The sequence below is a fragment of the Micromonospora sp. NPDC048907 genome (assembly GCF_055586885.1).
Genome location: NZ_JBVJHI010000004.1, coordinates 79,749 through 104,673, shown reverse-complemented (window position 1 = coordinate 104,673; position 24,925 = coordinate 79,749). Strand labels below are relative to the sequence as shown.

At 75.1% G+C, this 24,925-nt stretch carries 29 protein-coding genes; 16 read left to right on the top strand and 13 right to left on the bottom strand.

Going from position 1 to position 24,925, the window contains the following annotated elements; genetic code table 11:
* Nucleotides 1–40 precede the first annotated feature (40 nt).
* Both ACZ6PY_RS14425 and ACZ6PY_RS14420 read left to right on the top strand, forming a co-directional pair.
* Nucleotides 41–721, top strand: a complete 681-nt coding sequence (locus tag ACZ6PY_RS14425) for a hypothetical protein (RefSeq protein ID WP_466072284.1) — start codon at nucleotides 41–43, stop codon at nucleotides 719–721.
* A gap of 192 nt (nucleotides 722–913) precedes the next feature.
* On the top strand, nucleotides 914–1,804 hold the full coding sequence (locus ACZ6PY_RS14420) for a GNAT family N-acetyltransferase (RefSeq protein ID WP_466072283.1): 891 nt from the start codon (nucleotides 914–916) through the stop codon (nucleotides 1,802–1,804).
* 65 nt (nucleotides 1,805–1,869) lie between these two features.
* Here ACZ6PY_RS14420 and cydB read toward each other — a convergent pair whose 3' ends face one another.
* Together cydB and ACZ6PY_RS14410 are read right to left on the bottom strand one after the other, a co-directional pair.
* A complete protein-coding gene (gene cydB / locus ACZ6PY_RS14415; protein ID WP_466072281.1) occupies nucleotides 1,870–2,868 on the bottom strand; it encodes a cytochrome d ubiquinol oxidase subunit II in 999 nt (332 codons plus the stop codon).
* 14 nt (nucleotides 2,869–2,882) lie between these two features.
* Nucleotides 2,883–4,292 carry a cytochrome ubiquinol oxidase subunit I gene (locus tag ACZ6PY_RS14410; protein WP_466072279.1) on the bottom strand — a complete coding sequence of 470 codons (1,410 nt, stop codon included), beginning with the start codon at nucleotides 4,290–4,292 and terminating at the stop codon, nucleotides 2,883–2,885.
* 213 nt (nucleotides 4,293–4,505) lie between these two features.
* Here ACZ6PY_RS14410 and ACZ6PY_RS14405 point away from each other — a divergent pair, with 213 nt between their 5' ends.
* The 3 genes from ACZ6PY_RS14405 to ACZ6PY_RS14395 all read left to right on the top strand — a co-directional run bounded on the left by ACZ6PY_RS14405 (nucleotide 4,506) and on the right by ACZ6PY_RS14395 (nucleotide 6,784).
* Nucleotides 4,506–4,919, top strand: a complete 414-nt coding sequence (locus tag ACZ6PY_RS14405) for a VOC family protein (protein ID WP_466072277.1) — start codon at nucleotides 4,506–4,508, stop codon at nucleotides 4,917–4,919.
* Nucleotides 4,920–5,025: 106 nt separating this feature from the next.
* Nucleotides 5,026–5,802: a lysophospholipid acyltransferase family protein gene (locus ACZ6PY_RS14400; RefSeq protein WP_466072275.1), complete on the top strand. Its 777-nt coding sequence runs from the start codon at nucleotides 5,026–5,028 to the stop codon at nucleotides 5,800–5,802.
* Between the two features lie 139 nt (nucleotides 5,803–5,941).
* Nucleotides 5,942–6,784 carry an SDR family NAD(P)-dependent oxidoreductase gene (locus tag ACZ6PY_RS14395; RefSeq protein ID WP_466072273.1) on the top strand — a complete coding sequence of 281 codons (843 nt, stop codon included), beginning with the start codon at nucleotides 5,942–5,944 and terminating at the stop codon, nucleotides 6,782–6,784.
* 3 nt (nucleotides 6,785–6,787) lie between these two features.
* On the opposite strand, the gene ACZ6PY_RS14390 is transcribed toward ACZ6PY_RS14395, so the two are convergent.
* The gene (locus ACZ6PY_RS14390) at nucleotides 6,788–7,156 is read right to left on the bottom strand and encodes a DUF4180 domain-containing protein (protein WP_466072271.1); all 369 of its coding nucleotides are present in this window, start codon (nucleotides 7,154–7,156) and stop codon (nucleotides 6,788–6,790) included.
* Nucleotides 7,149–7,601 carry a helix-turn-helix domain-containing protein gene (locus ACZ6PY_RS14385; protein ID WP_466072269.1) on the bottom strand — a complete coding sequence of 151 codons (453 nt, stop codon included), beginning with the start codon at nucleotides 7,599–7,601 and terminating at the stop codon, nucleotides 7,149–7,151. The genes ACZ6PY_RS14390 and ACZ6PY_RS14385 overlap by 8 nt, the downstream gene beginning before the upstream one ends.
* A 99-nt stretch (nucleotides 7,602–7,700) precedes the next feature.
* Here ACZ6PY_RS14385 and ACZ6PY_RS14380 point away from each other — a divergent pair, with 99 nt between their 5' ends.
* The 4 genes from ACZ6PY_RS14380 (at nucleotide 7,701) to ACZ6PY_RS14365 (ending at nucleotide 11,445) form a co-directional block, all read left to right on the top strand.
* Complete coding sequence (locus ACZ6PY_RS14380) at nucleotides 7,701–8,468, top strand: glycerophosphodiester phosphodiesterase (protein ID WP_466072267.1); 768 nt, start codon at nucleotides 7,701–7,703, stop codon at nucleotides 8,466–8,468.
* Nucleotides 8,469–8,483: 15 nt separating this feature from the next.
* The gene (locus ACZ6PY_RS14375; RefSeq protein WP_466072265.1) at nucleotides 8,484–9,881 is read left to right on the top strand and encodes an MFS transporter; all 1,398 of its coding nucleotides are present in this window, start codon (nucleotides 8,484–8,486) and stop codon (nucleotides 9,879–9,881) included.
* 61 nt (nucleotides 9,882–9,942) lie between these two features.
* On the top strand, nucleotides 9,943–10,662 hold the full coding sequence (locus ACZ6PY_RS14370) for a thymidine kinase (protein ID WP_466072263.1): 720 nt from the start codon (nucleotides 9,943–9,945) through the stop codon (nucleotides 10,660–10,662).
* A 27-nt stretch (nucleotides 10,663–10,689) separates the two neighbouring features.
* On the top strand, nucleotides 10,690–11,445 hold the full coding sequence (locus ACZ6PY_RS14365) for an NPCBM/NEW2 domain-containing protein (RefSeq protein ID WP_466072261.1): 756 nt from the start codon (nucleotides 10,690–10,692) through the stop codon (nucleotides 11,443–11,445).
* A 7-nt stretch (nucleotides 11,446–11,452) separates the two neighbouring features.
* Here ACZ6PY_RS14365 and ACZ6PY_RS14360 read toward each other — a convergent pair whose 3' ends face one another.
* Nucleotides 11,453–11,914 carry an Rv0361 family membrane protein gene (locus ACZ6PY_RS14360; RefSeq protein ID WP_466072260.1) on the bottom strand — a complete coding sequence of 154 codons (462 nt, stop codon included), beginning with the start codon at nucleotides 11,912–11,914 and terminating at the stop codon, nucleotides 11,453–11,455.
* Between the two features lie 130 nt (nucleotides 11,915–12,044).
* Between ACZ6PY_RS14360 and ACZ6PY_RS14355 the strand changes: the two genes are divergently transcribed.
* The gene (locus ACZ6PY_RS14355) at nucleotides 12,045–12,416 is read left to right on the top strand and encodes a VOC family protein (protein WP_466072258.1); all 372 of its coding nucleotides are present in this window, start codon (nucleotides 12,045–12,047) and stop codon (nucleotides 12,414–12,416) included.
* Nucleotides 12,417–12,462: 46 nt separating this feature from the next.
* Here ACZ6PY_RS14355 and ACZ6PY_RS14350 read toward each other — a convergent pair whose 3' ends face one another.
* Nucleotides 12,463–13,290, bottom strand: a complete 828-nt coding sequence (locus tag ACZ6PY_RS14350) for an NAD(P)H-binding protein (protein ID WP_466072257.1) — start codon at nucleotides 13,288–13,290, stop codon at nucleotides 12,463–12,465.
* Nucleotides 13,291–13,386: 96 nt separating this feature from the next.
* On the opposite strand from ACZ6PY_RS14350, the gene ACZ6PY_RS14345 reads away from it, so the two are divergent.
* Nucleotides 13,387–13,788, top strand: a complete 402-nt coding sequence (locus ACZ6PY_RS14345; RefSeq protein WP_466072255.1) for a winged helix-turn-helix transcriptional regulator — start codon at nucleotides 13,387–13,389, stop codon at nucleotides 13,786–13,788.
* A gap of 125 nt (nucleotides 13,789–13,913) precedes the next feature.
* Here the strand turns inward: ACZ6PY_RS14345 and ACZ6PY_RS14340 are convergent, their stop codons facing one another.
* Nucleotides 13,914–14,903 (bottom strand): tyrosine-type recombinase/integrase, encoded by a 990-nt coding sequence (locus ACZ6PY_RS14340; protein ID WP_466072253.1) that lies wholly within the window; start codon nucleotides 14,901–14,903, stop codon nucleotides 13,914–13,916.
* Between the two features lie 152 nt (nucleotides 14,904–15,055).
* Here ACZ6PY_RS14340 and ACZ6PY_RS14335 point away from each other — a divergent pair, with 152 nt between their 5' ends.
* Nucleotides 15,056–16,090, top strand: a complete 1,035-nt coding sequence (locus ACZ6PY_RS14335) for a helix-turn-helix transcriptional regulator (protein WP_466072251.1) — start codon at nucleotides 15,056–15,058, stop codon at nucleotides 16,088–16,090.
* A gap of 97 nt (nucleotides 16,091–16,187) precedes the next feature.
* On the opposite strand, the gene ACZ6PY_RS14330 is transcribed toward ACZ6PY_RS14335, so the two are convergent.
* From ACZ6PY_RS14330 to ACZ6PY_RS14315, 4 genes are all read right to left on the bottom strand, one after another.
* Nucleotides 16,188–16,613: an Hsp20/alpha crystallin family protein gene (locus ACZ6PY_RS14330; RefSeq protein ID WP_466072249.1), complete on the bottom strand. Its 426-nt coding sequence runs from the start codon at nucleotides 16,611–16,613 to the stop codon at nucleotides 16,188–16,190.
* A 114-nt stretch (nucleotides 16,614–16,727) separates the two neighbouring features.
* Nucleotides 16,728–17,249 carry a DUF2087 domain-containing protein gene (locus ACZ6PY_RS14325; RefSeq protein WP_466072247.1) on the bottom strand — a complete coding sequence of 174 codons (522 nt, stop codon included), beginning with the start codon at nucleotides 17,247–17,249 and terminating at the stop codon, nucleotides 16,728–16,730.
* A gap of 88 nt (nucleotides 17,250–17,337) precedes the next feature.
* Entirely contained in the window at nucleotides 17,338–17,904 is a 567-nt protein-coding gene (locus ACZ6PY_RS14320; protein WP_466072245.1) for an isochorismatase family protein, read from the bottom strand.
* A 69-nt stretch (nucleotides 17,905–17,973) separates the two neighbouring features.
* On the bottom strand, nucleotides 17,974–18,477 hold the full coding sequence (locus ACZ6PY_RS14315) for a MarR family winged helix-turn-helix transcriptional regulator (protein ID WP_466072243.1): 504 nt from the start codon (nucleotides 18,475–18,477) through the stop codon (nucleotides 17,974–17,976).
* Nucleotides 18,478–18,546: 69 nt separating this feature from the next.
* On the opposite strand from ACZ6PY_RS14315, the gene ACZ6PY_RS14310 reads away from it, so the two are divergent.
* Nucleotides 18,547–19,782 carry an MFS transporter gene (locus tag ACZ6PY_RS14310; RefSeq protein WP_466072241.1) on the top strand — a complete coding sequence of 412 codons (1,236 nt, stop codon included), beginning with the start codon at nucleotides 18,547–18,549 and terminating at the stop codon, nucleotides 19,780–19,782.
* Between the two features lie 10 nt (nucleotides 19,783–19,792).
* Here ACZ6PY_RS14310 and ACZ6PY_RS14305 read toward each other — a convergent pair whose 3' ends face one another.
* Nucleotides 19,793–20,188 (bottom strand): cupin domain-containing protein, encoded by a 396-nt coding sequence (locus ACZ6PY_RS14305; RefSeq protein ID WP_466072239.1) that lies wholly within the window; start codon nucleotides 20,186–20,188, stop codon nucleotides 19,793–19,795.
* A gap of 27 nt (nucleotides 20,189–20,215) precedes the next feature.
* Nucleotides 20,216–20,701 (bottom strand): GNAT family N-acetyltransferase, encoded by a 486-nt coding sequence (locus ACZ6PY_RS14300; protein WP_466072237.1) that lies wholly within the window; start codon nucleotides 20,699–20,701, stop codon nucleotides 20,216–20,218.
* Between the two features lie 97 nt (nucleotides 20,702–20,798).
* Here ACZ6PY_RS14300 and ACZ6PY_RS14295 point away from each other — a divergent pair, with 97 nt between their 5' ends.
* The 3 genes from ACZ6PY_RS14295 to ACZ6PY_RS14285 all read left to right on the top strand — a co-directional run bounded on the left by ACZ6PY_RS14295 (nucleotide 20,799) and on the right by ACZ6PY_RS14285 (nucleotide 24,889).
* On the top strand, nucleotides 20,799–22,346 hold the full coding sequence (locus ACZ6PY_RS14295; protein WP_466072235.1) for an ArnT family glycosyltransferase: 1,548 nt from the start codon (nucleotides 20,799–20,801) through the stop codon (nucleotides 22,344–22,346).
* Nucleotides 22,347–22,385: 39 nt separating this feature from the next.
* Nucleotides 22,386–23,204 carry a TIGR04222 domain-containing membrane protein gene (locus ACZ6PY_RS14290; RefSeq protein ID WP_466072233.1) on the top strand — a complete coding sequence of 273 codons (819 nt, stop codon included), beginning with the start codon at nucleotides 22,386–22,388 and terminating at the stop codon, nucleotides 23,202–23,204.
* 218 nt (nucleotides 23,205–23,422) lie between these two features.
* Nucleotides 23,423–24,889, top strand: coding sequence for a hypothetical protein (locus ACZ6PY_RS14285; protein ID WP_466072231.1), 1,467 nt, complete (start codon nucleotides 23,423–23,425; stop codon nucleotides 24,887–24,889).
* Nucleotides 24,890–24,925: the final 36 nt, after the last annotated feature.

The window sequence follows — 24,925 nt, the reverse complement described above, 5'->3', positions numbered from 1 at the left end:
TCAAGGCAGGCATCAGACACAGGTACGGGAGAGGGCTGTGATGGCGGGCCAGGGTTTGTCCACTGACGAGGTACAGGGCATCCGGGAGGCGCTGGCGGCCGGCCGCAGGCCCAGGGTGGTGTTCACGGCGGCGGCCGGGCAGGTGGCCGGCCAGCTCGGGCAGGTGGTGGAGCTGACCGACCCGGAGGTGTCCGAGGAGTTCGTGGTGGTGCGGTTCGGCCGCGACGAGCTGCCCTTCTCCCCCGCCGACGTGGCGATCGCGCCGAAGGGGGCCGGGCGGCGGCCGGCGGAGCCGAAGCCGGAGCCCCCGGCCGAGGCGGCGCCGGCGGAGCCGGAGTTCGTGTTGGACGCGCCGCCGGTGCCGGCGCCGCGGCGGGAGGAGACGAGGGTGGAGCAGCAGGCGGAGCCGAAGCCGGCGCGGCGGGCCGTGAAGGCGGTCAAGCCGAAGAGCCCGGCCGGGTTGACGGTGACGCTGGCCTACGCCGAGGGCGAGTGGACGGTCGCGGCGCAGCAGGGCGCGAAGGCCCTCGCCAGGCCGTACGTGGTGAAGCCGGCGGAGGCGCTGCGGATGGTGGCGCTCGTCGACGTGCCCGGCGTGCAGGAGGCGGTGGAGCAGATCCTGGCCGCCGAGCGGGCCGAGGCGGAGCAGCAGGCGGAGAAGCTGCGCGCCGAGCTGGCCGAGATCGAGGCCCGGCTGGCGGAGCTGCGCGAGGCCCGCTGAGCCGCGCCCCGCGCCCGGCCGGGTGAACGCCTCGGCCGGGGCGCGGGGTGCCTGGTATGGTTCCGCCGCGTCCTCGACGAGGCCGGAGGGAGGTGAGCGCCATGGCACGCACGACTGTCACGCGCTCCCGTCCGGCCGCGAGGACGCCGGGTTCCTGAACCGGGGAGCGCACCGCTTTCCGGAAGGACCTTCATGACCGATCTGGTCATCCGCCCGCTGGTCGCGGGCGAGGAACATCTCTTCGACTCCCTGCCCGACCCGGGGCTGGTCGGGCGCGCCGTGCTCGGCGAGACGTACGCCGGCGGCGGTTTCCGCCCGGAGTGGACCTGGGTGGCCCTGCGCGACGGGGTGGTGGTCGCCCGGGCCGCCTGGTGGGCCGGGCCGGACGACCCGGCGCCGCTGGCGCTGGACTGGTTCGACTTCACCGACGCGCAGGCGGCCGTGGAGTTGCTGCGCGCGGCGCCGCTGCGCACCGAGTACTCGATCCTGCTCCCCCACGGCTGGCGGGCGGACCCCGCGGTCCGCGCGCAGGCGCAGGCCCGCATCGACGCCGCGACGGCGGCCGGCATGCGGGTGCTGGTCGAGCGGTACCGCTACCACTGGACGCCCGGGTGCGGCCTGCCGGCCCGGCCGGGCCGGCTGGAGTTCCGGCCCGAGCCGGACGACGCGGTGATCCTGGACGTGCTGTGCCGCATCGGCGAGGGCAGCCTGGACGCCCACTTCCGGGCCGCGGCAGCCGCGCACGGGCCGCTCGCCGCGGCGCGGGAGGACCTGGACCTGCTGCGGTGGATGCCCAGCCCCCGCGACTGGTGGCGGATGGCGTTCACCCCGGGTGGGGAGCCGGTCGGGCTGGTGGTGCCGGCCCGCAACCCGACGCACCACGTCGTCGGTTTCGTCGGCGTGCTGCCCGCCCAGCGCGGCCACGGCTACGCCTACGACCTGCTCGTCGAGGGCACCCACCTGCTGGTCGAGGCGGGCGCCGAGGAGATCGTGGCCGCCACCGACCAGGGCAACACGCCGATGGCCGCCACGTTCGCCCGCGCCGGCTACCCGGTCGAGTGGCAGCGGATCGACCTGGTGTGAGACGCCCCGCGGGGCCGGTGCGACCCCCTCGCACCGGCCCCGCGTCACCCGCGCCCACAGGTCCCTCAGTGTTGCGGGATGTTCTGTACCCCGATCCGCTTGCGGAACACCCAGTAGGTCCAGCCCTGGTAGGCCAGCACGATCGGGGTGAACACCACCGCCACCCAGGTCATGATCTTCAGGGTGTAGGGGGTGGAGGCCGCGTTGGTGGCCGTCAGCGTGCCGGCGGCGTCCAGCGTGGACGGCAGCACGTTCGGGAACAGCGCGGCGAACAGGGTCGCCACGGCCAGGGCGATGGCCACGGCCGTGCCGGTGAACGCCCAGCCCTCCCGGCGTACCCGGGCGGCGGCGACACCGGCGAGCAGGGCAAGGGCCGCGCCGACGGCGAGCACGACGGCGGCCGCGCTGGAGCGGATGCTCAGCGTCCAGGCCAGGAAGACCACCGCCACCACGGCGGTGCCGGCACCGAGCTTGACGGCCAGCGCGCCGGCCCGCGCCCGGATGTCACCGACGGTCTTCAGGGCGAGGAACACCGCACCGTGGGTGAGGAACAGGCCCAGGGTGGTCACCCCGCCGAGCAGCGCGTACGGGTGGAGCAGGTCGAGCAGGCCGCCGGCGTACTCGTGGTCGGCGCTCAGCGGCACGCCGCGCAGGATGTTGGCGAAGGCGACGCCCCACAGCACCGCGGGCAGGGCCGAACCCCAGAAGATGGCCCGGTCCCAGCGGCGCTTCCAGACCGCCTCGGGGCGCTTGTGCCGGTACTCGAAGGCCACCCCGCGCGCGATGAGGGCGAGCAGGATCAGCAGCAGCGGCAGGTAGAAGCCGGAGAAGAGGGTGGCGTACCACTCGGGGAAGGCGGCGAACATGGCGCCGCCGGCGGTGATCAGCCAGACCTCGTTGCCGTCCCAGACCGGGCCGATGGTGTTGATCAGGACGCGGCGTTCCCGGTCGTCGCGGCCGAGCACGGGCAGCAGCATGCCGACGCCGAAGTCGAAGCCTTCGAGGACGAAGTAGCCGGTGAAGAGCACGGCGACGAGGAGAAACCAGATGGTCGTGAGTTCCACGGTGGGCTCCGGGGTCAGTAGGCGAACGCCAGCGGGCGCTCGGCGTCGTCGGTGTCGTCCTCGGCGGGCTGCGGGGTGACGTCGGGCACGCCGGCCTTCGCGTAGCGGACCAGCAGCTTGAACTCGATCACCGCGAGGGTGGCGTAGATCAGGGTGAAGGCGGTGAACGAGGTGAGCACCTCGGCCAGCGAGACGCTGCGGGACACGCCGTTGCGGGTGAGCATCTCGCCGAAGACGATCCACGGCTGGCGGCCCATCTCGGTGAAGATCCAGCCGAAGGAGTTGGCCAGCAGCGGCAGGGCCGGCATGACCAGGCCGGCGCGCAGCAGCCACCGGTTGGTCGGGGTGCGGCCCTTGCGCTGGGTCCAGAGCACCAGCAGGGCGATCGCGGCGGCGGCCATCCCGAGGCCGATCATGAACCGGAAGCTCCAGTAGGTGACCGGGATGATCGGGGTGTAGCTGCCGGCGCCGTACTGGCTGGCGTACTGGGCCTGGAGGTCGTTGATGCCGTGCACGGTGCCGTTCGGGTCGCCGGTGCCCAGGTACGACAGCAGGTGCGGGATCTTGATGGCGAAGATCTCCCGGCTGCCGTCGAGGCTGCCGACGGTGAGCACGGAGAACGAGGCGGGGCTCTCGGTGGTGTAGAGGCCCTCGGCGGCGGCCATCTTCATCGGCTGCACCTGGGTCATGATCTTGCCCTGGATGTCCCCGGTGAACAGCACCAGCGCCGCGGAGACCAGCACCACCCAGGAGCCGAACCTCGTGGCGAAACGGTAGGCGTCGGTGTCGGCGCCGGAGCCGCGGATGAGGTGCCACAGCCCGACGGCCACGATGAGGGACCCGGCGACCAGGAACGCGCCGGCCAGGGTGTGCGGGAACGTGATCAGGGCGACCTTGTTGGTGAGCACGGCGACGAAGTCGGTCAGCTCGGCCCGCCCGGTGTCCGGGTTGATCCGGTAGCCGACCGGGTTCTGCATGAACGAGTTCGCGGCGAGGATGAAGTAGGCGGACAGGTTGGTGCCGATCGCCGCGGCCCAGATGGCGGCCAGGTGCAGCCGCTGGGGCAGCCGGTCCCAGCCGAAGATCCACAGGCCGATGAAGGTGGACTCCAGGAAGAACGCGACAAGCGCCTCGATGGCGAGGGGCGCGCCGAAGATGTCGCCGACGAAGCGTGAGTAGTCCGACCAGTTCATGCCGAACTGGAACTCCTGCACGATGCCGGTGACCACGCCCATCGCGAAGTTGATCAGGAAGAGCTTGCCGTAGAACTTGGTGAGCTTGAGGTACCGCGGGTTGCCGGTGCGGTGCCACAGGGTCTGCAGGATGGCCACCAGCACGGACAGGCCGATGGTCAAGGGCACGAAGAGAAAGTGGTAGACGGTGGTGACACCGAACTGCCAGCGGGCGACGTCCAACGCGTCCACCTGAAACCCCCAGCTGTGCATACTACGAGACGTAGTAAATACTACCCGGCGTCGTAGCTGGCGGTGCAGGGCCACGGGGCCCGATCAGGTCCGGGACCAATGACCCTGATCACCCCCGGAAACCGGTCAGGATTCAAGAAGCACCGGGCCGCGGCCGCTCCGTAGCGTGACCGGCGTGCACCTGACCAGCAGGTACGGAGAAGGAGACAACGCATGAAGGCCCACGTCAGCTCGATCCTCCTCGGCGTCAAGGACATGGAGCGCGCCAAGCGGTTCTACACCGAGGGTCTCGGCTGGAAGATCGCGCAGGACTACGGCGTCTCGGTGTTCTTCGCGCCGGACGGCGGCTCGCCCGTCGGCTTCTACGGCCGCGACGGCCTGGCCGAGCAGGTGGGCGCCAGCCCGGAGGGCGGCGGCTTCAGCGGCCTCGTCCTCACCTACGTGGTCCGCAGCGAGGGGCGGATCGACGAGGTCATGGCGGAGGCCGAGAAGGCCGGCGCCACGATCCTCAAGCCCGCCGGTCCCCTGCCCTGGGGCGGGTACGGCGGCACCTTCGCCGACCCGGACGGCTACGTCTGGAGCCTCGGCTACAGCGCCCAGGGCGAGAACCAGCCCTACGCCGAATAGCGCGGACCGCCGGTGTCCTCCGCCGCCGTGGAGGACACCGGCCGCCGGCGGCGTACCCGGGATCGGTCGCCCCGCTCACCCCGGCGCGTGCGACCATCCAGCACTGATGGACACCCCGACCACCCACTGGCGGGCGCCCCTGCTGTGGCGCGCCGCGCAACTGGCCGCCCGCGGCCTCGTCGGCCTGCTCGGCCGCCTCGAGGTCACCGGCGACGTGCCGGAGGAGCTGCGGCGCGGGCCGCTGATCCTGGCCGCCAACCACATCAGCCCCTTCGACCCCGTGGTGCTCGCCGCGGCCTGCCAGGTCCGCCGCATCCGCCCACGGATCATGGCCACCGGTGGGCTGTTCCGCGCCCCGGTGATCGGCGCTCTGATGCGCCGCGCCGGGCACATCCGGGTCGACCGCGGCACCAGCTCCGTGCACCACTCGCTGGAGATGGCCGCCGGCGCGGTGGCCGGCGGCTCGGTGGTGCTGGTCTACCCGGAGGGACGCATCGGCCTGGACCCCGGCATGTGGCCCGAACGGGGCAAGACCGGCGCCGCCCGGCTCGCCTTCGCCAGCGGCGCCCCCGTCGTCCCGGTCGCCCAGTGGGGCTCCCACGAGGTGCTGCCCTACCGGGCGCCGAAGGGCATGCTGCGCGGCCTCGCCCGGGCGGTGCTGCGGCGGCCGGTCATCCGGGTGTGCTTCGGCGCACCGGTGCTGCTGCGTGACCTGCATCCCGGCACACCGGGCGCGGCGCGGCGCGCCACCGACCGGATCATCGACGCGATCACCGACGACCTCGCGCCGCTACGCCCCGACGAGCCGGACCGCCCCCGCCACGTCGACCCGGGCCGGCCGCTGGACACCAGCCGGTCACACCGCCGCCGGCTCGCCGGATGACCCCGCCGCGCCCCGGCGCCGCCCGCCGTCGCGGGGGCCCGGGCGCGCCGACGGGGACGGCCGGACCGACCGGAGCTGATGCCGCCGAATCGCCACCCCGCCCGCCCGGGCGGTGAGACCGTGGCGGCAGGAGGCACCCGTGAGCGCACCCACCGTGCTGATCACCGGCACGTCCACCGGCATCGGCCTGGAGACCGCCGTGGGCGCGGCCCGTGCCGGCTGGCGCACCGTCGCCACCCTGCGCGATCCCGCCCGCGCCGGCCGGCTGCGCGCCGCCGCCGACGCCGCCGGGGTCGGTGACCTGCTGGAGGTACGCCGGCTCGACGTCGTCGACCAGGCCGAGGCCGCCGCCTGCGTGGCCGAGGTGGTCGCCCGCCACGGGCGGCTCGACGCGGTGATCAACAACGCCGGCGCCGGGCACGTCGGCACCCTCGAACGGGAGACCGTCGACGACGTCCGCGCCGTCATGGAGGTCAACTTCTTCGGCGTCCTGCACGTCACCCGTGCCGCGCTGCCGCACCTGCGCGCCACCCGGGGACGGCTGATCACCGTGACCAGCGTCGGCGGGGTCGTCGGGCAGCCGTTCAACGAGGCGTACTGCGCGGCGAAGTTCGCCGTCGAGGGCTTCATGGAGAGCCTCGCCCCGGTCGCCGCCACCCTCGGGGTCAGCGTCACCGTGATCGAGCCCGGCGCCGTGGCCAGCGAGTTCGTCACCAACGTCGGCCTCGACGCCGAGGCCGCGGTCGCCGCCGCCGGCGTGTACGGGCCGGCGCTGCGCGCGTACCTGGATCGCACCGCCGCCGCGTTCGCCGCCGCCCAGTCGCCCGCGGACGCCGCCGCCGCGGTGGTGGCGACGCTCATCGACCCGGAGCCGGCGCCCCGGGTGCAGACCTCCGCCGCCGCCCGGCAGTTCGTCGGGGTCAAGCTGGCCGACCCCGACGGGCTCGGCGTGACCGCGCTGACCGCCGGGTGGGTGCGCTGAGTCTCAGCCGACGGCGGCCAGCCGGGCGTCCAGAGCGGCCAGGTCGGGCACGAACCAGATGTGGTCGTGACGGTTGGACTCGGCCACCAGGGCCCGCAGCGCGCCGCTGGCCGCCAGGTGCGCGGAGATGTCGCCCACGACGACCAGCCGCAGCCGGTAGTTGACGAACTTCTGCATGACCTCCCCGGCGAAGCGGGTGCCCAGCGAGAAGAAGCTCGGGTCGAGCCGGCCGGCGGGTACGGCGACCACCTCGGCGCCGCCGAAGGCCGCGCCGATCAGGTCCAGGGCCGCCTCGGTGGTGGCCACCGGCGGGCCGGCCGGGTCGCAGACCAGCACCGGCACCCCGGCCCGCTCCTCCAGCACGTCAGGCATCGCCGGTCTCCTTCCTCACGACCAGGTCGTTGTCGCCGGCCAGCACGGCGTCGACCAGGCGCAGCAGGTCGGCGGTGGCGGCGGCGTCGCCCAGGATCACGATCTTCATACGGTGGCGCTCCTCGTCGTGAACGGTCTGCACGCGCAGCGGGCGGGCGGGATCGTGGTGGGTGTTGACGCCGGCCAGCACCAGCGTGGCCAGGCGGTCGGCGGCGGCCCGGTCGACCCCGTCGACCTGCACGATGCTCGACACCTCCACCGCGGGCGGGCCGGCCGCCGGGGCGGGTCGGCCGGTCAGCGCGTCCAGGTCGGCGCGGGCGATCCGGTACTGCCTGCCGATCCGCACGGCGCGCAGCCGGCCGTCGCGGATGTAGCCCCGCACGGTGCGCACGTGCAGCCCGAGCAGCTCCGCCACCTGCTCGACCGAGTACATGTCATTCCCCATCGTTCCCCATGCTAGCGCGAACAGGTAACGATAGGGAACGTCGTTACCGCGACGCCGGCCGGTCACCTGCCCGCCACCCACGCCCGGCATACTTCCGGCGTGCAGCCCCGTCACGGCTACCTCGACGCCCCCGCGCCACTGGCCTTCGCCCACCGCGGCGGGGCGGCCGAGGGCGACGAGAACACCGCCGCCGCGTTCGCCCGCGCCATCGCCCTGGGCTACCGCTACGTGGAGACCGACGTGCACGCCACCGCCGACGGCGTACCGGTGATCTTCCACGACCCCACCCTGCGCCGGGTCACCGGCGAGCCCGGCCGCATCGCCGACCTGCGCTGGGCCGACCTGGCCTCGGTACGCGTCGGTGGCGCCGCCGTGGTGCCCCGCCTCGACGAGGTGCTCGGCGCGTGGCCCGAGGTCCGCTTCAACGTCGACGTCAAGTCCGACGGCGGTGTCGTGCCGACCGTCGACACGGTGGCCCGCACCGGGGCCGGCGACCGGGTGCTGCTCGCCTCGTTCAGCGACGCCCGGCTGACCCGGCTGCGGGCGCTGGCCGGGTCGAAGGTCGCCACCAGCCTCGGCATGCGCGGGGTGGCCCGGCTGCGGATGGCCTCCCTGCACGGGCGACCCATGCGGCTGCCCCCGTCGGTCGTCGCCGCCCAGGTCCCCGTCCGGTACGGGCGCCTGCCCGTGGTCGACAGGCGGTTCCTCGACTACTGCCACCGCCTCGGGCTGCAGGTGCACGTCTGGACGATCGACGAACCCGCCGAGATGCACGACTTACTTGACCTTGGTGTGGATGGCATCATGACCGATCACGTCGGCGTGCTGCGCGACGTCTACCGCAGCCGCGGCCACTGGGCCGCCTGAACCTCGAGGACCCCGATGGCCGATACGGTCGCCCCCGCCGTCGCCGAACCCGCCCACCCGGGCAGCACCCGCCGCGAGCGCACCGGCTGGTACTTCTACGACTGGGCGAACTCCGCCTTCCAGACCACGGTGATCACGGTCTTCCTCGGCCCGTTCCTCACCACCGTCACCGAGCTCGCCGCCGGCTGCGAGCTGGGCGCGGACAGCTGCGACGGCGTCGTGCACCCGCTGGGCATCCGGGTCGCCGCGGGCTCCTACTACCCGTACCTGATCTCGCTGTCGGTGTTCCTCACCGTGTTCGTGCTGCCGGTCGTCGGGGCGATCGCCGACCGGTCCGCGCACAAGAAGCGGCTGCTCGCCCTCGCCGCGTTCACCGGCGCCGCCGCGACCATCGCGTTCGCCTTCGTCACCGGCGACCGCTACCTGCTCGGCGGGGCGCTGTTCCTGGTCGCCAACATCTCCTTCGGCGCCGCCGTGGTGGTCTACAACTCGTTCCTGCCGCAACTCGGCGGCCCCGACGACCGCGACGCCATCTCCAGCCGCGGCTGGGCCATCGGCTACCTCGGCGGCGGGCTGCTGCTCGCGGTGAACCTCGTCGCGGTCACCCTGCTCAGCGAGGAGGGCAACCCGCAGCGCACCCTCGACCTGGCCCGCTGGTCGATCGTGTCCGCCGGCGTCTGGTGGGCGGCGTTCACCCTGCTGCCGCTGCGCTGGCTGCGAGAACACCCCGCCGCCGCGGCGGCGGCCCGGGTCGGCCGCGGCAACGTTCTCACCGACGGGTTCCGGCAGCTCGGCCACACCCTGCGCAACATCAAGGCCTACCCGCTGACGCTGTTCTTCCTGCTCGCCTTCCTGGTCTACAACGACGGCATCCAGACCGTCATCACCCTGGCCAGCCAGTACGGCACCGAGGAACTGAAGCTGGAGCAGGGCACCCTGATCGTGACGATCCTGCTGGTGCAGTTCCTGGCCTTCGGCGGCGCGCTCGCCCTCGGCGCGCTGGCCCGGCGCATCGGGGCCTGGAAGACCGTGCTGCTGTCCCTGGTGCTCTGGACCGGGGTGATCATCGCGGCGTTCCGGCTGCCCGCCGAGGCGCCGGTGCCGTTCATGGTGCTCGGCGGGTGCATCGGCCTGGTGCTCGGCGGCAGCCAGGCGCTGAGCCGGTCGCTGTTCAGCCAGCTCATCCCCACCGGCAAGGAGGGCGAGTACTACGGCTTCTACGAGATCAGCGACAAGGGCACCAGCTGGCTCGGGCCGCTCGCCTTCGGCCTGGTGTTCCAGCTGACCTCCTCCTACCGGGTGGGCCTGGTCTCGCTGCTGATCTTCTTCGTGGTCGGGTTCGCGCTGCTGGCCGCCGTGCCGATCCGCCGGGCCATCGTCGCCGCCGGAAACACCCCGCCCCGGGTGCTGTGAGGTTCGCCCGCGCCGTGCGCGGTCAAGATCCTTCCGGGTCGATGGGCTAGGCTGCCCCGACGTGACCGACGACGCCGCTGCCGCCCCGATCTGCCTGGCCCTCCCGCTCCCGGGGCCCGGCGACGACCGTGCCGGCGGCTGCGCCGCCGCCCGCGCCGTGAACGGCCGGCCCCTGCACGCCGCCGCGCTGAAGTTCTTCTGGGGGCCGATGGACTGCGGCAAGTCCACGATGGCCCTGCAGATGAACTACAACCACGCCCGGCAGGGCCGGCGCGGCCTGGTGACCACCCGCATCGACCGCTCGCTGGGCCCGCAGGTCACCACCCGCATCGGGCTGGCCCACTCCGCCGTCGAGGTGACCGACGACCTGGACCTGCGCGACCTGGTCCGCGACGCCTGGGCCGAGGGCGTCCGCGTCGACTACCTGATCTGCGACGAGGCGTCCTTCTACGACCTGGCCCACATCGAGCAGATGGCCGACCTGGTCGACAACTTCGACGTCGACGTGTACGCCTTCGGCCTGGCCACCGACTTCCGGTCCTGCCTGTTCCCCGCCGCGCAGCGGCTGTTCGAACTCGCCGACGAGGTGGCCCGCATCCAGGTCGAGGTGCTCTGCTGGTGCGGCCGCGAAGGGCGGCTCAACGCCCGGGTCGTCGAGGGCCGGGTGGTGCGCGAGGGCGAACAGGTCGTCATCGGCGACACCGTGGACACCGCCGACGTGCGCTACCAGGTGCTGTGCCGGCGCCACTACCGCTCCGGCGACCTCGGCCCGCGCGCCTGACGGGCGCGCGCCTGATACAAACGGCGCGTGCGAACCGAGGTCATCACCACGGCACCGGACGAGGGCCGACGCGCGCGCCTGCTGCCGCAGGGCGTCGGCGTGGTCGCCGACGTGGCGGCGGTGGCCGCACTGCTGGCCGGCGGCGGCCGGCCCCTCGTCCTGGCGGCCAGCGCCGGCGCCGTCCTGGCCGGCGGCTACCTCCTGGTACGCCGCCTGGGGCAGCCGGTCGACCGGACCGCGCTGCTCGGCCTGGCCGTCGCGGTCGCCGGCGCGGCGATCTTCGGCTACGCCGCGCGGCCCGCTCCGGACCCCGCACCCCGCCCGGCGGCGCCGGACCGCGCGGCCCTGGACACCTCCCGCACGGGCGCGCCCGCGCCTCCCGCCGACGGCGAGACCTGGTTGTTCGACCTGCCGCCCGTCGAGGGCGGCCAGGGCTGGCGGCTCCGCCCGGCGACCGTCGCCGGGAAGCGGTACGACCAGAGCCTCGTCGCCTCGACCTGCTTCGCCACCAACGACGAGACGGAGTCGTTCAACCTCGGCAAGCGCTTCACCAGGTTCCAGGCCACGATCGGCGTCGCCGACTCCGCACCGGGCGACTATCGCACCCGGTTCACCGTCCAGGCCGACGGCGAGACGGTCTTCCAGCGCGAGCTGGCACTCGGGGACACCGCCAGGGTGGACGTGCCGGTCAGCGGCAAGCTCCGACTGGTGCTGAAGGTCGAGAGCGTCGGCCTCACGTCCTGCGACGACGCCGCCGTGTGGGTCGAGCCGAGACTGCGGTGACCCGCGGTCAGAACGGGTCGCCGCAGACCCGCCACTTCCCGTCCTCCTGCACGATCGGCAGCTCCCGCTCCTCGCTGCCGCCGCCGTCGCGGGTCAGCCGCACCGTCACCGTGCCGCGGGGCCGGCCGCCCCGGGTCTGCACCGCCACGTCGACGATCTCGTAGCCGCTGACCTGCGGCGGGGTGCGCACCCAACTGCCGAAGCCGACCTGGCTCCACTTCCCGCGTGCCTCCCGGCACAGCTTGTCGTACGCCTGGTCGGTCTCCCCCGCGGCGACCTCCCGGAAGAACGCCTCGGCGGTGTCCCGGACCGGGCCGTTGGCCTGCAGCACCACCTGCACGTTCCAGACGCCGAGCCCGGCCACCCCGACCAGGCAGGTGCCCAGCCCGAGGACGGCGACCAGCACACCGGCGCGTACCGGCCGGCGGCCGCGCCGGGCCGGCCGGCTTCCCGCCCGTTCCCTGCCCATCACCACCGACGGTAAAGACTGGCGGGCCGGCCCGCAGGAAGTTGCGGCCGCCCGGCCCGACCGACCGCTCGGGGCGATCCGCCGGACGAACCTGACAGAAGATGGCAGGTACCTTCGGCAGACTGTCGGCATGACAGAGCACGCCGACCTCGCGATGGTCAACCTCGACAGTTCCGACCCGGCCGCCCACGCCGCGTTCTACTCCCGTGCCCTCGGCTGGGAGGTCACCCACAGCCAGGCCGAATACGCCATGATCAGCAAGGACGGCACCTCGATCGGCTTCGGCCTGGTGCCCGGATACGCCCCGCCGGCCTGGCCGGACGACACGGCCAGGAAGCGCTACCACCTCGACCTCTACGTCGACGACGTGGCCCTGGCCGAGAAGGACCTCGTGGGGGCCGGCGCGACCCGGCCGGACTTCCAGCCGGGGGGCGAGCGGTGGACCGTGCTGCTCGACCCGATCGGGCAGCCGTTCTGCCTCTGCCCCCGGCCGCAGGGCTGAGCACCCTCGCCGGCCCGCCGGGGTTTCCCGGCGGGCCGGCGGGCCGTCAGCGGAAGTCGGCGACGTGCCGCGCCGCCCAGTCGGCGAAGCCGCGGGGCGGCCGGCCGAGCAGCCGCGCGACATCGGGGCTGACCCGCTGCTCGGCCGGTGCGGGCGCGCCCAGGATGCCCAGGGTCGCCGCCACCACCGGCTCCGGCATGAACGCCAGCAGCTGCTCCCGCGCCTCCTGCGGGGTCTGCTCGACGAACCGGACCGGCTCGCCGAGCGCCGCCGCGAGCGCCGCCACCCGCTCCCGGGGCGAGACCGCCGCGGGGCCGGTCAGCTCGTAGGTGCCGTCGGCGTGGCGGCTGTCGCGCAGCGCGATCGCCGCCACCTCGGCGATGTCGGCCGGGTCGACGCTCGGCAGCGCCACGTCGCCGAAGGGCGCGTGCACGACTCGCCCGGAACGCACCCCCGGCGCCCAGGCGAGGGCGTTGGAGTGGAAGCCGGCCGGCCGCAGCACCGTCCACTCCAGCCCGGACGCGCGGACCGCCTCCTCCTGCTCGGGTGGGTGGCGCTTCGTGGCGACGCCCTGCGAGGACAGCAGGACCACCCGACGCACGCCCGCCTGCCGCGCGGTGTCGAGGATGGCGCCCGGGTCGGCGCCGCCGGTCAACTGCTCGCCGGTGAACAGCAGGAACAACGCCTCGGCGCCGTCGAACGCCGCCGTCAGCCCGGCCGGGTCGGCCAGGTCGGCGCGGACCGCCCGAACGCCCGGTGGCAGGTCGGTCGCCGAGACGCGCCGGGACACGGCCGTCACCGGTTCACCCGCCCCGGCCAGCGCCCGCACCAGCGGCCGTCCGACGTTACCCGTCGCGCCGGTAACCACGATCATGAGATGCCCCTCTCGGTGTCTGATGTGAACACCGAGCACGTTAATCTCCTGCGTATAGTAGGTACCTAGAGGAAAGTAACGGCTCCGGGAGGAACTGTGAGCAGCACCACCTGGCCGTCCCGGACCGGCGATGACCCGGAACAGGCCTGCCCGATCGCCCCGGTGGTCGACCTCGTGTTCAGTCGCTGGACCACGCCGATCCTCTGGGCCCTGCACGAATACGGCCGGCAGCGCTTCGTCGAGCTGGAACGGCGGCTCGCCACCATCACGCCAAAGGTGCTCACCCAGCGGCTGCGGCAACTCGAACGCGACGGCCTCGTGCGGCGCACCTATCACGCCGAGGTCCCACCCCGGGTGGAATACGAGATCACCGAGCTGGGGAGCAGCCTGGCCCCGCTCTTCGCCCACCTGGCGCAGTGGTCGGCCGGCCACCTCGACCGGGTCGAGCAGGCCCGCCAGGACTACGACGCCCGCCAGCGGCCCTCGCGCGGGCGCTGAACGGTCAGCGCAGGGCCCAGGGCGACCGCCGCTCTGGTCGCCGGCAGCGCGGCGACCAGGTCCCGCACCTCCTCGGGAGTGACGTCGGACCAGCCGGCCGTGTCGGTCAGCGTGGCACGATGCGGTTATCCGCGCCGCCGGGCGCGGGCGGCCCAGATCGCGTACGCCGGGTCGCGGTCCAGGTTGTGCCGGTCCCGGTCGTAGCGGCGGGTGGTGCGGGGGTCCGCATGCCCCATGGCGTCCTGCACGTCCTCCAGCGGCACCCCCTCGGCGCGGGCCGTCGTGGCGAACGCGTGCCGCAACGAGTGCGGGGACAGCTTCGCCCACGCGGGGATCCCGGCGGCCCGGGCGAGCCGGCGCACCAGCCGGAACACCGCGTGCCGGTCCAGCCGACCGCCGGTCGCGGTGGCCAGCAGCGGACCGGTCAGCTCCGGCACGCTCACCCCCTCGGCCGCGGCGCGCGCCGTCAGGTAGGCGTCGATGGCGTACGCGGTGCCGGGGGTGAGGGCGCGGCGGCGGACCTTACCGCCCTTGCCGACGAACCGGACGCTGCGGTGCCCGCGCTCGGCGCCCAGGTCGGCGAGGTCCAGCGACACCAGCTCGCCGACCCGTAGCCCGAGGTCGGCCAGGAGCGCGATGGCGGCCCGGTTGCGGGCGGCCGTCGGACCCGTGTCCGCGTCGGCGGCGGCCAGCAGCGCGTCGACCTCGTCGGGGGTGAGCCCGATCGTGGCCGAGTGGTCCCGGTCGACCCGGGGACGGTCCGCGGCGGCGACCGGATTGGCCTCCAGGGCGCGCAGCTTGACCAGGAAGTCGTACCAGCTCGACAGGGCCGACAGGCGGCGGGCCACGGTGGCCGGGGTGAGCGGCCGGCCGCCCCGCCCGCGCGGCGTGGACTCCAGCTCGCGCCCGTAGGCGTTGACGTCGAGGAAGCTCGCGCGCAGCGGGTCCAGGCCCCGGCCGGCGCACCAGGTCAGCCAGCCGGCGACGTCCCGCCGGTACGCGTCCCGGGTGTGTTCGGACAGCCTCCGGTTGCGCAGCCACGCCTCGGTGAAGTCGGTCGGCCCGCCTTCCAGGGCGGGGACCGACCCGCGGGGCAGCACCTCGGGACGCAGCATGTGAGAAAGGCTCTCAGCCCGCCGGGCGATTCGCGACGAGGCGCGCCCGACGATCTCCCGCCGCCTCCCCCGGCCGGCCCCGCCGGGGCGATCCGGGCGGCTCCGGCCGGCCGGACCTCCGGGAGTCCACCGCGGCGGGATACCGTCACGGCGTGCGTGCCAGCCGCCTGGTCTCCCTGCTGCTGCTCCTGCAGACGCGGGGCCGGATGACCGCCCAGGAGCTCGCCGACGCCCTGGAGGTGTCGGTCCGGACCGTCTACCGCGACGTCGAGTCGCTCGGCGCCGCCGGCGTCCCGGTGTACGCCGACCGGGGCCCGGCCGGCGGCTACCGGCTGCTGGAGGGCTACCGGACCCGCCTGACCGGGCTGACCGCGCCGGAGGCCGAGGCGCTGTTTCTGGCCGGCATGCCCGGTCCGGCCGCCGACCTGGGCCTCGGGCCGGTGGTGGCGGCCGCCGAGCTGAAGGTGCTCGCCGCGCTCCCCGACGAGCTGGCCGACCGGGGTGGCCGGGTCCGGCAGCGGTTCCACCTGGACGCGCCCGGCTGGTTCCGGCACCCCGAACCGACCCCGCACCTGGCCGCGTTGGCCCGGGCCGTGTGGGAGGACCGGCTGGTGGAGATGCGCTACCGGCGCTGGCGCGCGCCGCGCGAGGTGACCCGGGTGGTCGCCCCGCTGGGTGTGGTGCTCAAGGCGGGGCGGTGGTATCTGGTGGCCCGCTGTGACGAGCAGTTGCGCACGTACCGGGTCGGCGCGGTCCTCGACGTGGTGATCCGCGACGAGCGTTACGAGCGGCCCGCCGACTTCGACCTGGCCGACTACTGGCGGGAGTGGACCGAGCGCTACGAGCGGGACGTCTACCGCGACCAGGCCCGGATCCGGCTGACCGTGGCCGCGCTGGAGTTCATGCCGTACGTCTTCCCACCGGAGATGAGCCGGGCGGCCCGCGCGGCGGCCGGCGAGCCCGGACCGGACGGCTGGCTGGAGACCACCGTGCCGATCGAGTCGGTGCGGCACGCGCACACCGAGCTGCTGAAGCTCGGCGCCGAGGTGGAGGTGCTGGCGCCGGCCGAGCTGCGCGAGCGCCTCACCGCCACGGCGCACGCCCTGGCCCGGCTCTACCCGGCGGTCCCGCACACGCCGGCGGGGGCGGCCGTGTCTCCGGCCACCCCCGCTCCGACCGCACCCTGACGGCCTCGCGCCCTCGCCTTCCCCGGCGCGCTCCGCCAGGCCCTTCGTCTACCGGTGGGGTGCCTCATCGGGCTGCCGCCTCCCGGCGGGGGCCCCGTCAGGCGCTGATCTCGCGGCGGCCGTTGGCCGCCGTGGTGACCGCGATCCGGCGCGGCTTGGCCCGCTCGGAGATCGGGATGCGCAGGGTCAGCACGCCGTTCTCGTAGCCGGCCTCCAGCCTGTCGGTGTCGAGGGTGTCGCCGAGGAAGAGCTGGCGGGTGAAGGTTCCCATCGGCCGCTCGGCCGCGACCAGCTCGACGTTGTCGCCGCCGGCCCGGCGCCGCTCGGCGCGGACGGTCAGCACGTTGCGCTCCACGGTGCAGTCGATGCTGTCCGGGTCGACGCCGGGCAGGTCGAACGCGGCGTAGAAGAATTCGCCGTCGCGGTAGGCGTCGAGGCGCATGACCGCCGGCCGGGCCGTGGTGCCGAAGAACTGCTCGGTGAGCCGGTCGATCTCGCGGAACGGGTCGGTACGCATCAACATGGTCGTGCCTCCTCGGTTCTCCTGGCCGAAGGTGTCAAGTTGAGTCGGGGTGACTCAAGTCCTCGATTCCTGTTTTAGCGCGACCCGGCGGCGTCGTCAACCCGGGCTCGACGGTCACGGTCGCCAGTAGACGCCGTGCTCGCGGGTGAGCAGCAGGTCGTCGACCAGGTACCGGCGCAGGCTCACGTGGTCGGCCTCGCCGCCCTCGCACCACCGGCGCAGCGCGTCGTCCACGGCCCGTTCCGGATAGCGCACACCCGGCTCGAAGGAGCGCTCGGTGATGTGCTCCAGCAGCACCCGGCGGCGGCCCCGCTGGGCGGGCAGCCGGGTCAGCGTGCCGTCCCGCAGGAAGGTGCGCAGGATCGTCTCGCGGGGGTCCGCGGCCGGCGCCGGAGCGGGCGGGCCGCCGGCACGGGCGAAGTCCCGCAGCCGCTCGCCGTCGACCCGCAGCCCGGCCCCGTCGCCGGCCAGCACGCCGACGTCGGTGAGCCGGCGGACGGCGGTGGCGGCGTCCCGGGCGGACAGCCCGGTCCGGGACACGACGGCGGGGATGTCGGCGGCGCCGAGCACGATCGCGGCGAAGACGGCGCGGCGGCGCTCGTCGGCGAGCGCCCCCGCGAGGGCCTGTGCACTCATGACGGGCAGCCTGCCAGCGCCCGCCCCCGACCGGCCACGGGTTTTCCGCCGGTCCGCGGGGTCCACCGGGGCGGCGGGGCGGCTCGGGTCAGGCGCGGACCGGCGCGACGAAGTCGACGTCGGCGGTGTCGACCGTGCCGGCGGTGCGGCCGGGCGCGGAGTGGAAGCGCCAGTAGAGGTTGGTGTGGGCGATGACCTGCTCCGGCGGCGGGGCGCCGTAGGCGGAGAGGTCCTCGGTGGTGTGCGCGTCGGCGACCAGCGTCGCGTCGTAGCCGCGGGTGATCGCGCCGTGCAGCGTGGACCGGATGCACGCGTCGGTCTGCGCGCCGGCCACGACGAGCCGGCCGACGCCGCGCGTGGCGAGGACGGACTCCAGGTCGGTCTCCTCGAAGGAGTCGCCCCAGGCTTTGTGCACCAGCGCCTCGCCGTCGCGGCGCACCAGCTCGGGCACGTACTGCCACTGCTCGCTGCCGGTGGGCAGGTCCTCGCTGCGGTGCTGCACCCAGACCACCTCGACCCCGGCGGCGCGGGCCCGGTCGACGAGGGCGGCGATGTTGCCGACCACCCGGTCGCGGTCGTGGGCGTGCCGCACGACGCCGTTCTGCACGTCGATGACGAGCAGGGCGGTGTGCGGTCGGTCGACGAGCGTGCTCATGGCGCCTCCCGGACGGGTGTCGGCTGGTGGTGACCAACCTAGCCCCGGCCACCGACACTCCGGCCGGGGTCAGATCCGGCCCGGCGGCGGCTCGGCCGCCAGGGTGACCCGGCGGAGCAGGCCGGACAGGGTCCGCCGCTCGTCCGGGGTCAGCGCGCCGAAGACCCGGTGCTCCTCGTCGCCGACCACCCCGATGGCCCGCCGCCAGGTGGCCCGGCCGGCGTCGGTGAGTTCCACGTCGATGCGGCGGCGGTCCACCTCGGACGGGATCCGCCGGACGAAGCCCCGGCGGACCAGCGCGTCCACCCGCGCGGTGATGGAGGCGGGCGCCATCCGCAGGTCGCCGGCGATCTCCGAGGGCGCCGCCCGGCCGCCCCGGCCGGCGAGGGCGTGCAGGGTGCCGTACTCCTTCTCCTGGAGGTCCAGCTCGGCCAGCGCCCGGTCCTTCACCTCGCGCAGGTGCCGGCTGAGCAGCAGCATCCGGACGACCGCCCCCTCCACGTCGGGGTCCAGGTCGGGCAGCACGGGCAGCCAGCGTTCGATGTGCTGGTCGACGGGATCGCGGTCGGTCACGCGAGCAACGGTACGCCGACGACGAAATATTCGCTGTCGAAATATTAGACGTCGAAGTACCCTGCCGGAATGACGCATCCCCTCCGGCTGCCGGCCTTCCGCCTGCTGTTCCTCGGCCGCACCGTCTCCGCGGTCGGCGACGCCGTGGTCCCCACCGCGCTCGCCCTGGCCGTGCTCCGCGCCACCGGCTCGACCGCCGCCCTCGCCGTGGTGCTCGGCTGCGCGATGGTGCCCCGGCTGCTGCTGCTCCCCCTCGGCGGGGTCGTCGCCGACCGCTTCGACGCCCGCCGCGTCGCCCTCGGCACCGACCTCGTGCGCTGCGTCGCCCAACTGGTCGTCGGCCTCGAACTGCTGGGCGGAGCCCCCACCCTGGCCCACCTCGCGGTGGCCTCCGCCGTCGGCGGCGCGGCCTCCGCGTTCGCCATGCCGACCTCGTCCCCGCTGGTCGCCGGCACCGTCGACGCCGACGGCCGGCAGCGGGCCAACGCGCTGATGGGCGCCACCGGCAACGCCAGCCGGCTGGCCGGCCCCGCCCTCGCCGGGCTGCTGGTCTGGACCGCCGGACCAGGCTGGGCGTTCGTGCTGGACGCCGCCTCGTTCGCGCTCAGCGCCGCGCTGCTGGCCGTCATCCGGGTGCGACACGTGCCAGTCCCGCACCGGTCGCTGCGCGCCGACCTGCTGTTCGGGTGGCGCGAGGTCCGCTCCCGCGACTGGTACTGGAGCAGCCTGCTCGCCCACGGCGTCTGGAACGGCGCCGCCGCGGTGCTGCTCACCCTCGGCCCGGTCGTCGCCGTGGACCGCCTCGGCGGCGAGGGCGTCTGGGTGCTGCTCCAGCAGGCCGGCGCCATCGGCCTGCTCGCCGGGTCGGTGCTCGCCGCCCGCGCCCGCCCCCGCCGCCCGGTGCTGCTCGGCAACCTGGCACTGGCCGCGTACGCGGCGCCGTTGCTGCTGCTCGCCGCCGCCGCGCCCGCCCCGGTGACCATCACCGCCTACTGCCTCGCGCTGATCGCCCTCGGCTTCCTCAACCCGATCTGGGAGACCGTCGTGCAGGGCCAGTTCCCGCCCGAGGTGCTCGCGCGCGTCACCTCGTACGACTGGCTCATGTCGCTGGGCGCCATGCCGCTCGGGTACGCCCTCGCCCCGCTCGCCGCCGGCGCCTGGGGCGCCCCCGTCCCGCTCGCCGTGGCCGGGGTGCTGGTCCTGGTCGCCTGCGTCGGGACGGCCGCCGTCCCCGGCGTACGCCGGCTGGGCTGGCCGGCCCCGACCCCGCCGGCCGTCGCGGAGCCCGCGCCGGCGGGGCGTTGAGGCGGGCCGCTCAGAGCCGGTGCCCCGTGGTGGCGTCCACGTGCCCGGGCACCTCGTCGTGCCGCTCCCCGACGCTCGACGTGCCGGACGGCTCGAACATCAGGATCGACGCGCCGTCCGGCGCGGACGGCCGGTGCTCCACCCCGCGCGGCACCACGAACACCGCGCCGCGCGGCAGCACCACCTCGCGTACCGCGCCGCCCGCCCCGTCGCGCAGGGCGATGCGCAGCTCGCCGTCGAGGACCAGGAAGAACTCGTCGGTGTGGTCGTGGGCGTGCCAGACGTGCTCGCCGGCCACCTTGGCGATCCGGACGTCGTAGTCGTTGACGGTGGTGACGATGCGGGGACTCCACAGCTGGTCGAAGCGCGCCAGGGCGGCGGCCAGCTCGATCGGCTCAGAACTCATCGGCCCATCCTCGCGCAGCGCCGCCGCTCAGAGGGGACGGTGCATGACGTGCAGCCCGACCCGCCCGAGCGTGGGGTGCGCGAAGGACTCCGGCACGGTGCCGACCACCGTGAAGCCGAGCCGCCGGTACAGCGCGACGGCCGCCGTGTTGGTCTCGACCACCGCGTTGAACTGCATCGCGGCGAAGCCCTGCCGCCGGGCCCAGTCCAGGGCGTGCTCGCACAGCGCCCGGCCGACGCCGCGGCCGCGGGCGCCGGCGGCCACCATGAAGCTGGCGGTGGCCACGTGCGCGCCCGGCCCCGGCCGGTTGGCGCCCATCTTGGCGGTACCGAGCACCGTGCCGTCCTCCTCGGCGACCACCGTGCGGCCCGGCGGCCGCTCCACCCACACCTCGTGGACCACCTCGGCCGGCCACGCCGGGTCGTAGGGGAAGGTCTCCTGGGCGGCGATGACGTCCTCGACGATCGGCCGGACCTGGTCCCAGTCGGTCTCGGCGTACTCCCGGATGCGCATCCCGCGCACGCTAGCCGGGCGGCCGGCGGCCGGACACCGATTTCCGTCCGGCGGCGCGGGGCAGCGCGAGACGGCGCGGCGGGACCATCATGGACGGGTGGCCGAACCCGTCACCGACCTCGACCGCCCCGACGCCGGGGCGTCCGCCGCGCCGACGACCCCGCCACCCGGGCCGCGCACCGCCGCGCCCTGGCTGGTCGGCGGGGCCGTCACCGCCGTGCTGCTGCTGCTCGCCGGCCGCTACGGCTACCACCGCGACGAGCTCTACTTCCTGCTCTGCGGCCGGCACCTCGACTGGGGCTACGTCGACCAGGGGCCGCTCGTGCCCGCCCTCGCCCGGCTGGCCGACACCCTCGCGCCCGGCAACCTGGTGCTCCTGCGCACCCCGTCGGCGCTGATCGCCGGCGCGGCCGTGGTGCTGGTCGCGGCGATCGCCCGGGAGTTCGGCGCGGGCCGCGGCACCCAGCTGGCCGCCGCCGTGCTCGCCGCCGCGGCCGGGGTGGTGCTGGCCGCCGGTCACCTGCTCAGCACGACCACTGTCGACCTGCTGGTCTGGCTCGTCGCGGCCTGGTGCGCGGTGCGGATGCTGCGGACCGGCGACACCCGCTGGGCGCTCGGCATCGGCCTGGCGCTCGGCGTGGGCATGCTCAACAAGCTGCTGCCCGGGCTGCTCGCCGTCGGTCTGCTGGCCGGGGTGCTCATCGCCGGGCCGCGCCGGCTGCTGCGCGACCGGTGGGTGCTGGCCGGCGCCGGCGTCGCCGTCCTGCTCGCCGTGCCCTACCTCGCCTGGCAGGCCGCGCACGGCTTCCCCCAGCTCTCGGTGGCCTCGTCGATCGCCGGCGGGGACAGTTCCTACAGCGGCCGGGTCGACGCGATCGTGCTCCAGATGCTCATCATCAGCCCGTTCGCCACCCCGGTGTGGATCGCCGGCCTCGTGGCGCTGCTGCGCCGGCCCGGCTGGGCGGCGTACCGGGCGGTCGGCTGGGCCTGGCTCGTGGTGTTCGCGATCGTCGTGCTCGCCGGCGGCAAGGGCTACTACGACGCCCCGCTGCTGCTGGTGCTCACCGCGGCCGGCGCGGTGGTCACCGCCGAGTGGGCGCGGCGCGGCGCGGCCCGGGCCCGGCAGGCGCTGCTCGCCACGGCCGCCGTCCTGATGGTCGCCGGCAGCGCGATCCTGCTGCTGCCCACCCTGCCCGCCGACCGGCTGCCCGGGTTCGTGGTCGAGGTCAACTACGACGCGGGCGAGACCATCGGCTGGCCGGCGTTCGCCGACTCGGTCGCCGCCGTGCACCGGAGCCTGCCGCCCGAGGAGCGGGACCGGGCGGTCGTGCTCACCGGCAACTACGGCGAGGCCGGCGCGCTGGCCCGCTACGGCCCGGCCCGCGGCCTGCCCCGGGCCTACTCCGGGCACAACAACATGGCCGGGTTCGGCCGGCCGGCCGACGACGCCGACGTGGTGATCGTCGTCGGCTGGGAGCGCCCCGACCCGCTGCGCGCCTGGTTCACCGAGGTCACCGAGGCCGGCCGGGTCGACCAGCGCGTCGACGTGGACAACGACGAGAACGGCGGGCCGATCTTCGTCTGCCGCGGCCTGCGCCGCCCCTGGTCGCAGATCTGGGACAGCGAGGTGACGCACGCCTCCTGAGCGCCGGGCCACCGGTGCGGCCGGGCCATACTTGTCGCCATGCTCTGGGGTGTCAGCGGTCCGCTCTTCCTCCTCGACTACCTGGGGGCGGTCGCCGTGGCCGTCGCCGTCGCGCTGGCGGCGCGGGAGCTGACCGGCCGGCGGGCCCGGGGCGACCTCCCGGACGCGGTCGAGCTGGCCTACCTCACCGACCGTGCCCTGCTGGCCTGCCAGGTGGGCGTGGCCGCGCTGCACCGCGCCGGCGTGGTACGCCTCGGCGAGCTGGCCACCCTGTCGGTGGACGGCCCGCCGCCGCCCCGGTCGCCCGCGCTGGTCCGCGCCCTGCACGCCGCGCTGCGCCGGCCGCAGACCTGGGCCGCGGTGCTCGCCGACCCCGGTGTCGGCCGGGCGCTGCGCCGGCTGGTCGGCCGGCTCGTCCGGGACGGCTGGCTGCTCACCCCGGCGCAGCGGCGACGCATCGCCCTGGGCACCCTGCCGCTGTTCGCGGTCGCCGCGGTCGGGGTGACCCGGCTGGTGGAGAGCGCCGTCGAGGGGCGGGACGCGGGCGGGCCCGCCTCGGTGGTGGGCCTGCTGCTGTGCTGCCTGGCCACCGCGCTGGGCGGCTGGTGGCTGTGCGAGGTGCCGGAGACCGGCGCGGCGGCCCGCCGGCTGCTGCGCCGGCAGCGCCGGGAGCACGCCGAACTGGACCCGCAGCGGCGGCCGACCTGGCGGGAGCGGGGCACCGACCAGCTGCTGACCGCGATGGCGCTGTTCGGGCCGCGCCCGCTGCTCGCCGTCGACCCGGCCTTCGCCGTGCAGGTCGGCGTCGACCCGGACCGCAACCGCCCCGCCCCGGAGCCGAAACCCGCCCGCCGCTGAGCCGGCGGGGCCGGCGCCTCCCCTGCCCCTGGCGCCGGCCCTTGACGCAGGGCGACGACGCGGCGGATCCCGCCGTGGCCGAGCCGATACCCACGCGCGACCCTCGTGACCGATCCGTGCGCGGGCCGTTACCCGGCCGGCCCGGCGGGCGGCCGCGCCGTCCATGGGGCAGAGTGGGCGCACGGCCGGCGGTGGCCGGTGCGAGCAGGAGGTGAGCCGTGGACGGCCCGACCGGGGTGGTGTTCCCCGCGACCGGCGACGGCCGGCGCAGCACGACCGCGCTGGGGCGGGCGGTGGTAGCCGACGCCCTGCGGGCGGTGGACCCGGTCGGCGCCCGCTCCGCCGAGCACGAGACCGACTGGCGGCACGGCTACCTCGGTCACTTCCGCCGGCTCGTCGAGGCCGGCCTGCTCTCCCGGGAGGCCGCGCTCACCGTCGCCCGGGACGGGCTCGCCGGCCTGCACGCCCGGATGCGCTACGTTCCCGCCGACGGCGGCGAGGTCACGCTGGACGAGGCGTTCGCGCTGCCCGACCGGGAGCCGCCGCTGGAGACGGCCACGGTGACCGGCGCCGGCCCGGTCGAGCGTGAGCTGTCCGTGCCGTACCGCGGGCAGCGCCTGCGCGGCGACGACCTGAGCCGCCGGCTCGACGCCTGGGTGGACGCGGGCGTCGTCGAGCCCAGCTTCGCCGAGGCCGTCCGTGCCGTACAGGCCAACCCGGACTGGTTGGACCTGCGCGACCTGCGCATCGTGGTGCTCGGCGCGGGCGCCGAGATGGGCCCGCTGCCGTCGGTGCTGCGCTGGGGCGGCGACGTGGCCGCCGTCGACCTGCCCCGCCCGGAGATCTGGCGCCGCCTGCTGCGCACCGCCCAGCGGCACGGCGGCCGGCTGCGCCTGCCGGTGCGGCCCGGCACCGGCGACGGCGACGCCGCCCTCGCCGCCGGCGCCGGCGCCGACCTGCTGCACCGCCTGCCGCAGGCCGCCCGCTGGCTCGACGGCCTGGACGGCCGGCTCGTGCTCGGCAACTACGTGTACGCCGACGGCGCGACGAACGTCCGGGTCGCCACCGCTGTCGACGCGCTCACCGTCCACCTGGGACGCCGCCGCCCGGACACCGCGCTGGCCTTCCTGGCCACGCCCACCGACGTGTACGCCGTGCCCGCCGAGGCCGTGGCCCACGCCGAACGCGGGTACGCCGCCCGCGGACTGGCACGCCGGTCGCTGCGGCTGCTCTCCGGCGGCCGGCTGCTGCACCGCAACTACCCGCCCGGCGCCGACCCGGGGATCAACGACAGTCTGGTGCCGCAGCAGGGGCCGAACTACGCGCTGGCCAAGCGGCTGCAGCGCTGGCGGGCGGCCGTGGCGCGGGACGCGGGCGCCACCGTGTCGTTCACCGTGGCCCCGCCCACCCGGACCCGCTCGGTGCTGCGCAACCGGGCTCTCGCGGCCGCGTACGCCGGGGCGCACCGGTTCGGCATCGAGGTGTTCGAGCCGGCCACCAGCAACACCCTGATGGCCGCGCTGCTCGTGCACGACCTGCGCACCGGCGGCGGTCCGGTCCAGGACCACCCGTGGCGGGACGAGGCGTACGCGGCGGCGCACGGCGGCCTGTGGCGGGTGCCGTACGCCCCGCGCAGCGCGCTCGGCCTGGCCGTGCTGCTGGGACTGGGCGGCGCACGGGCCTGACAGGTTTCCTTCTCTGGGGCGCCGGGAAGGCACCGG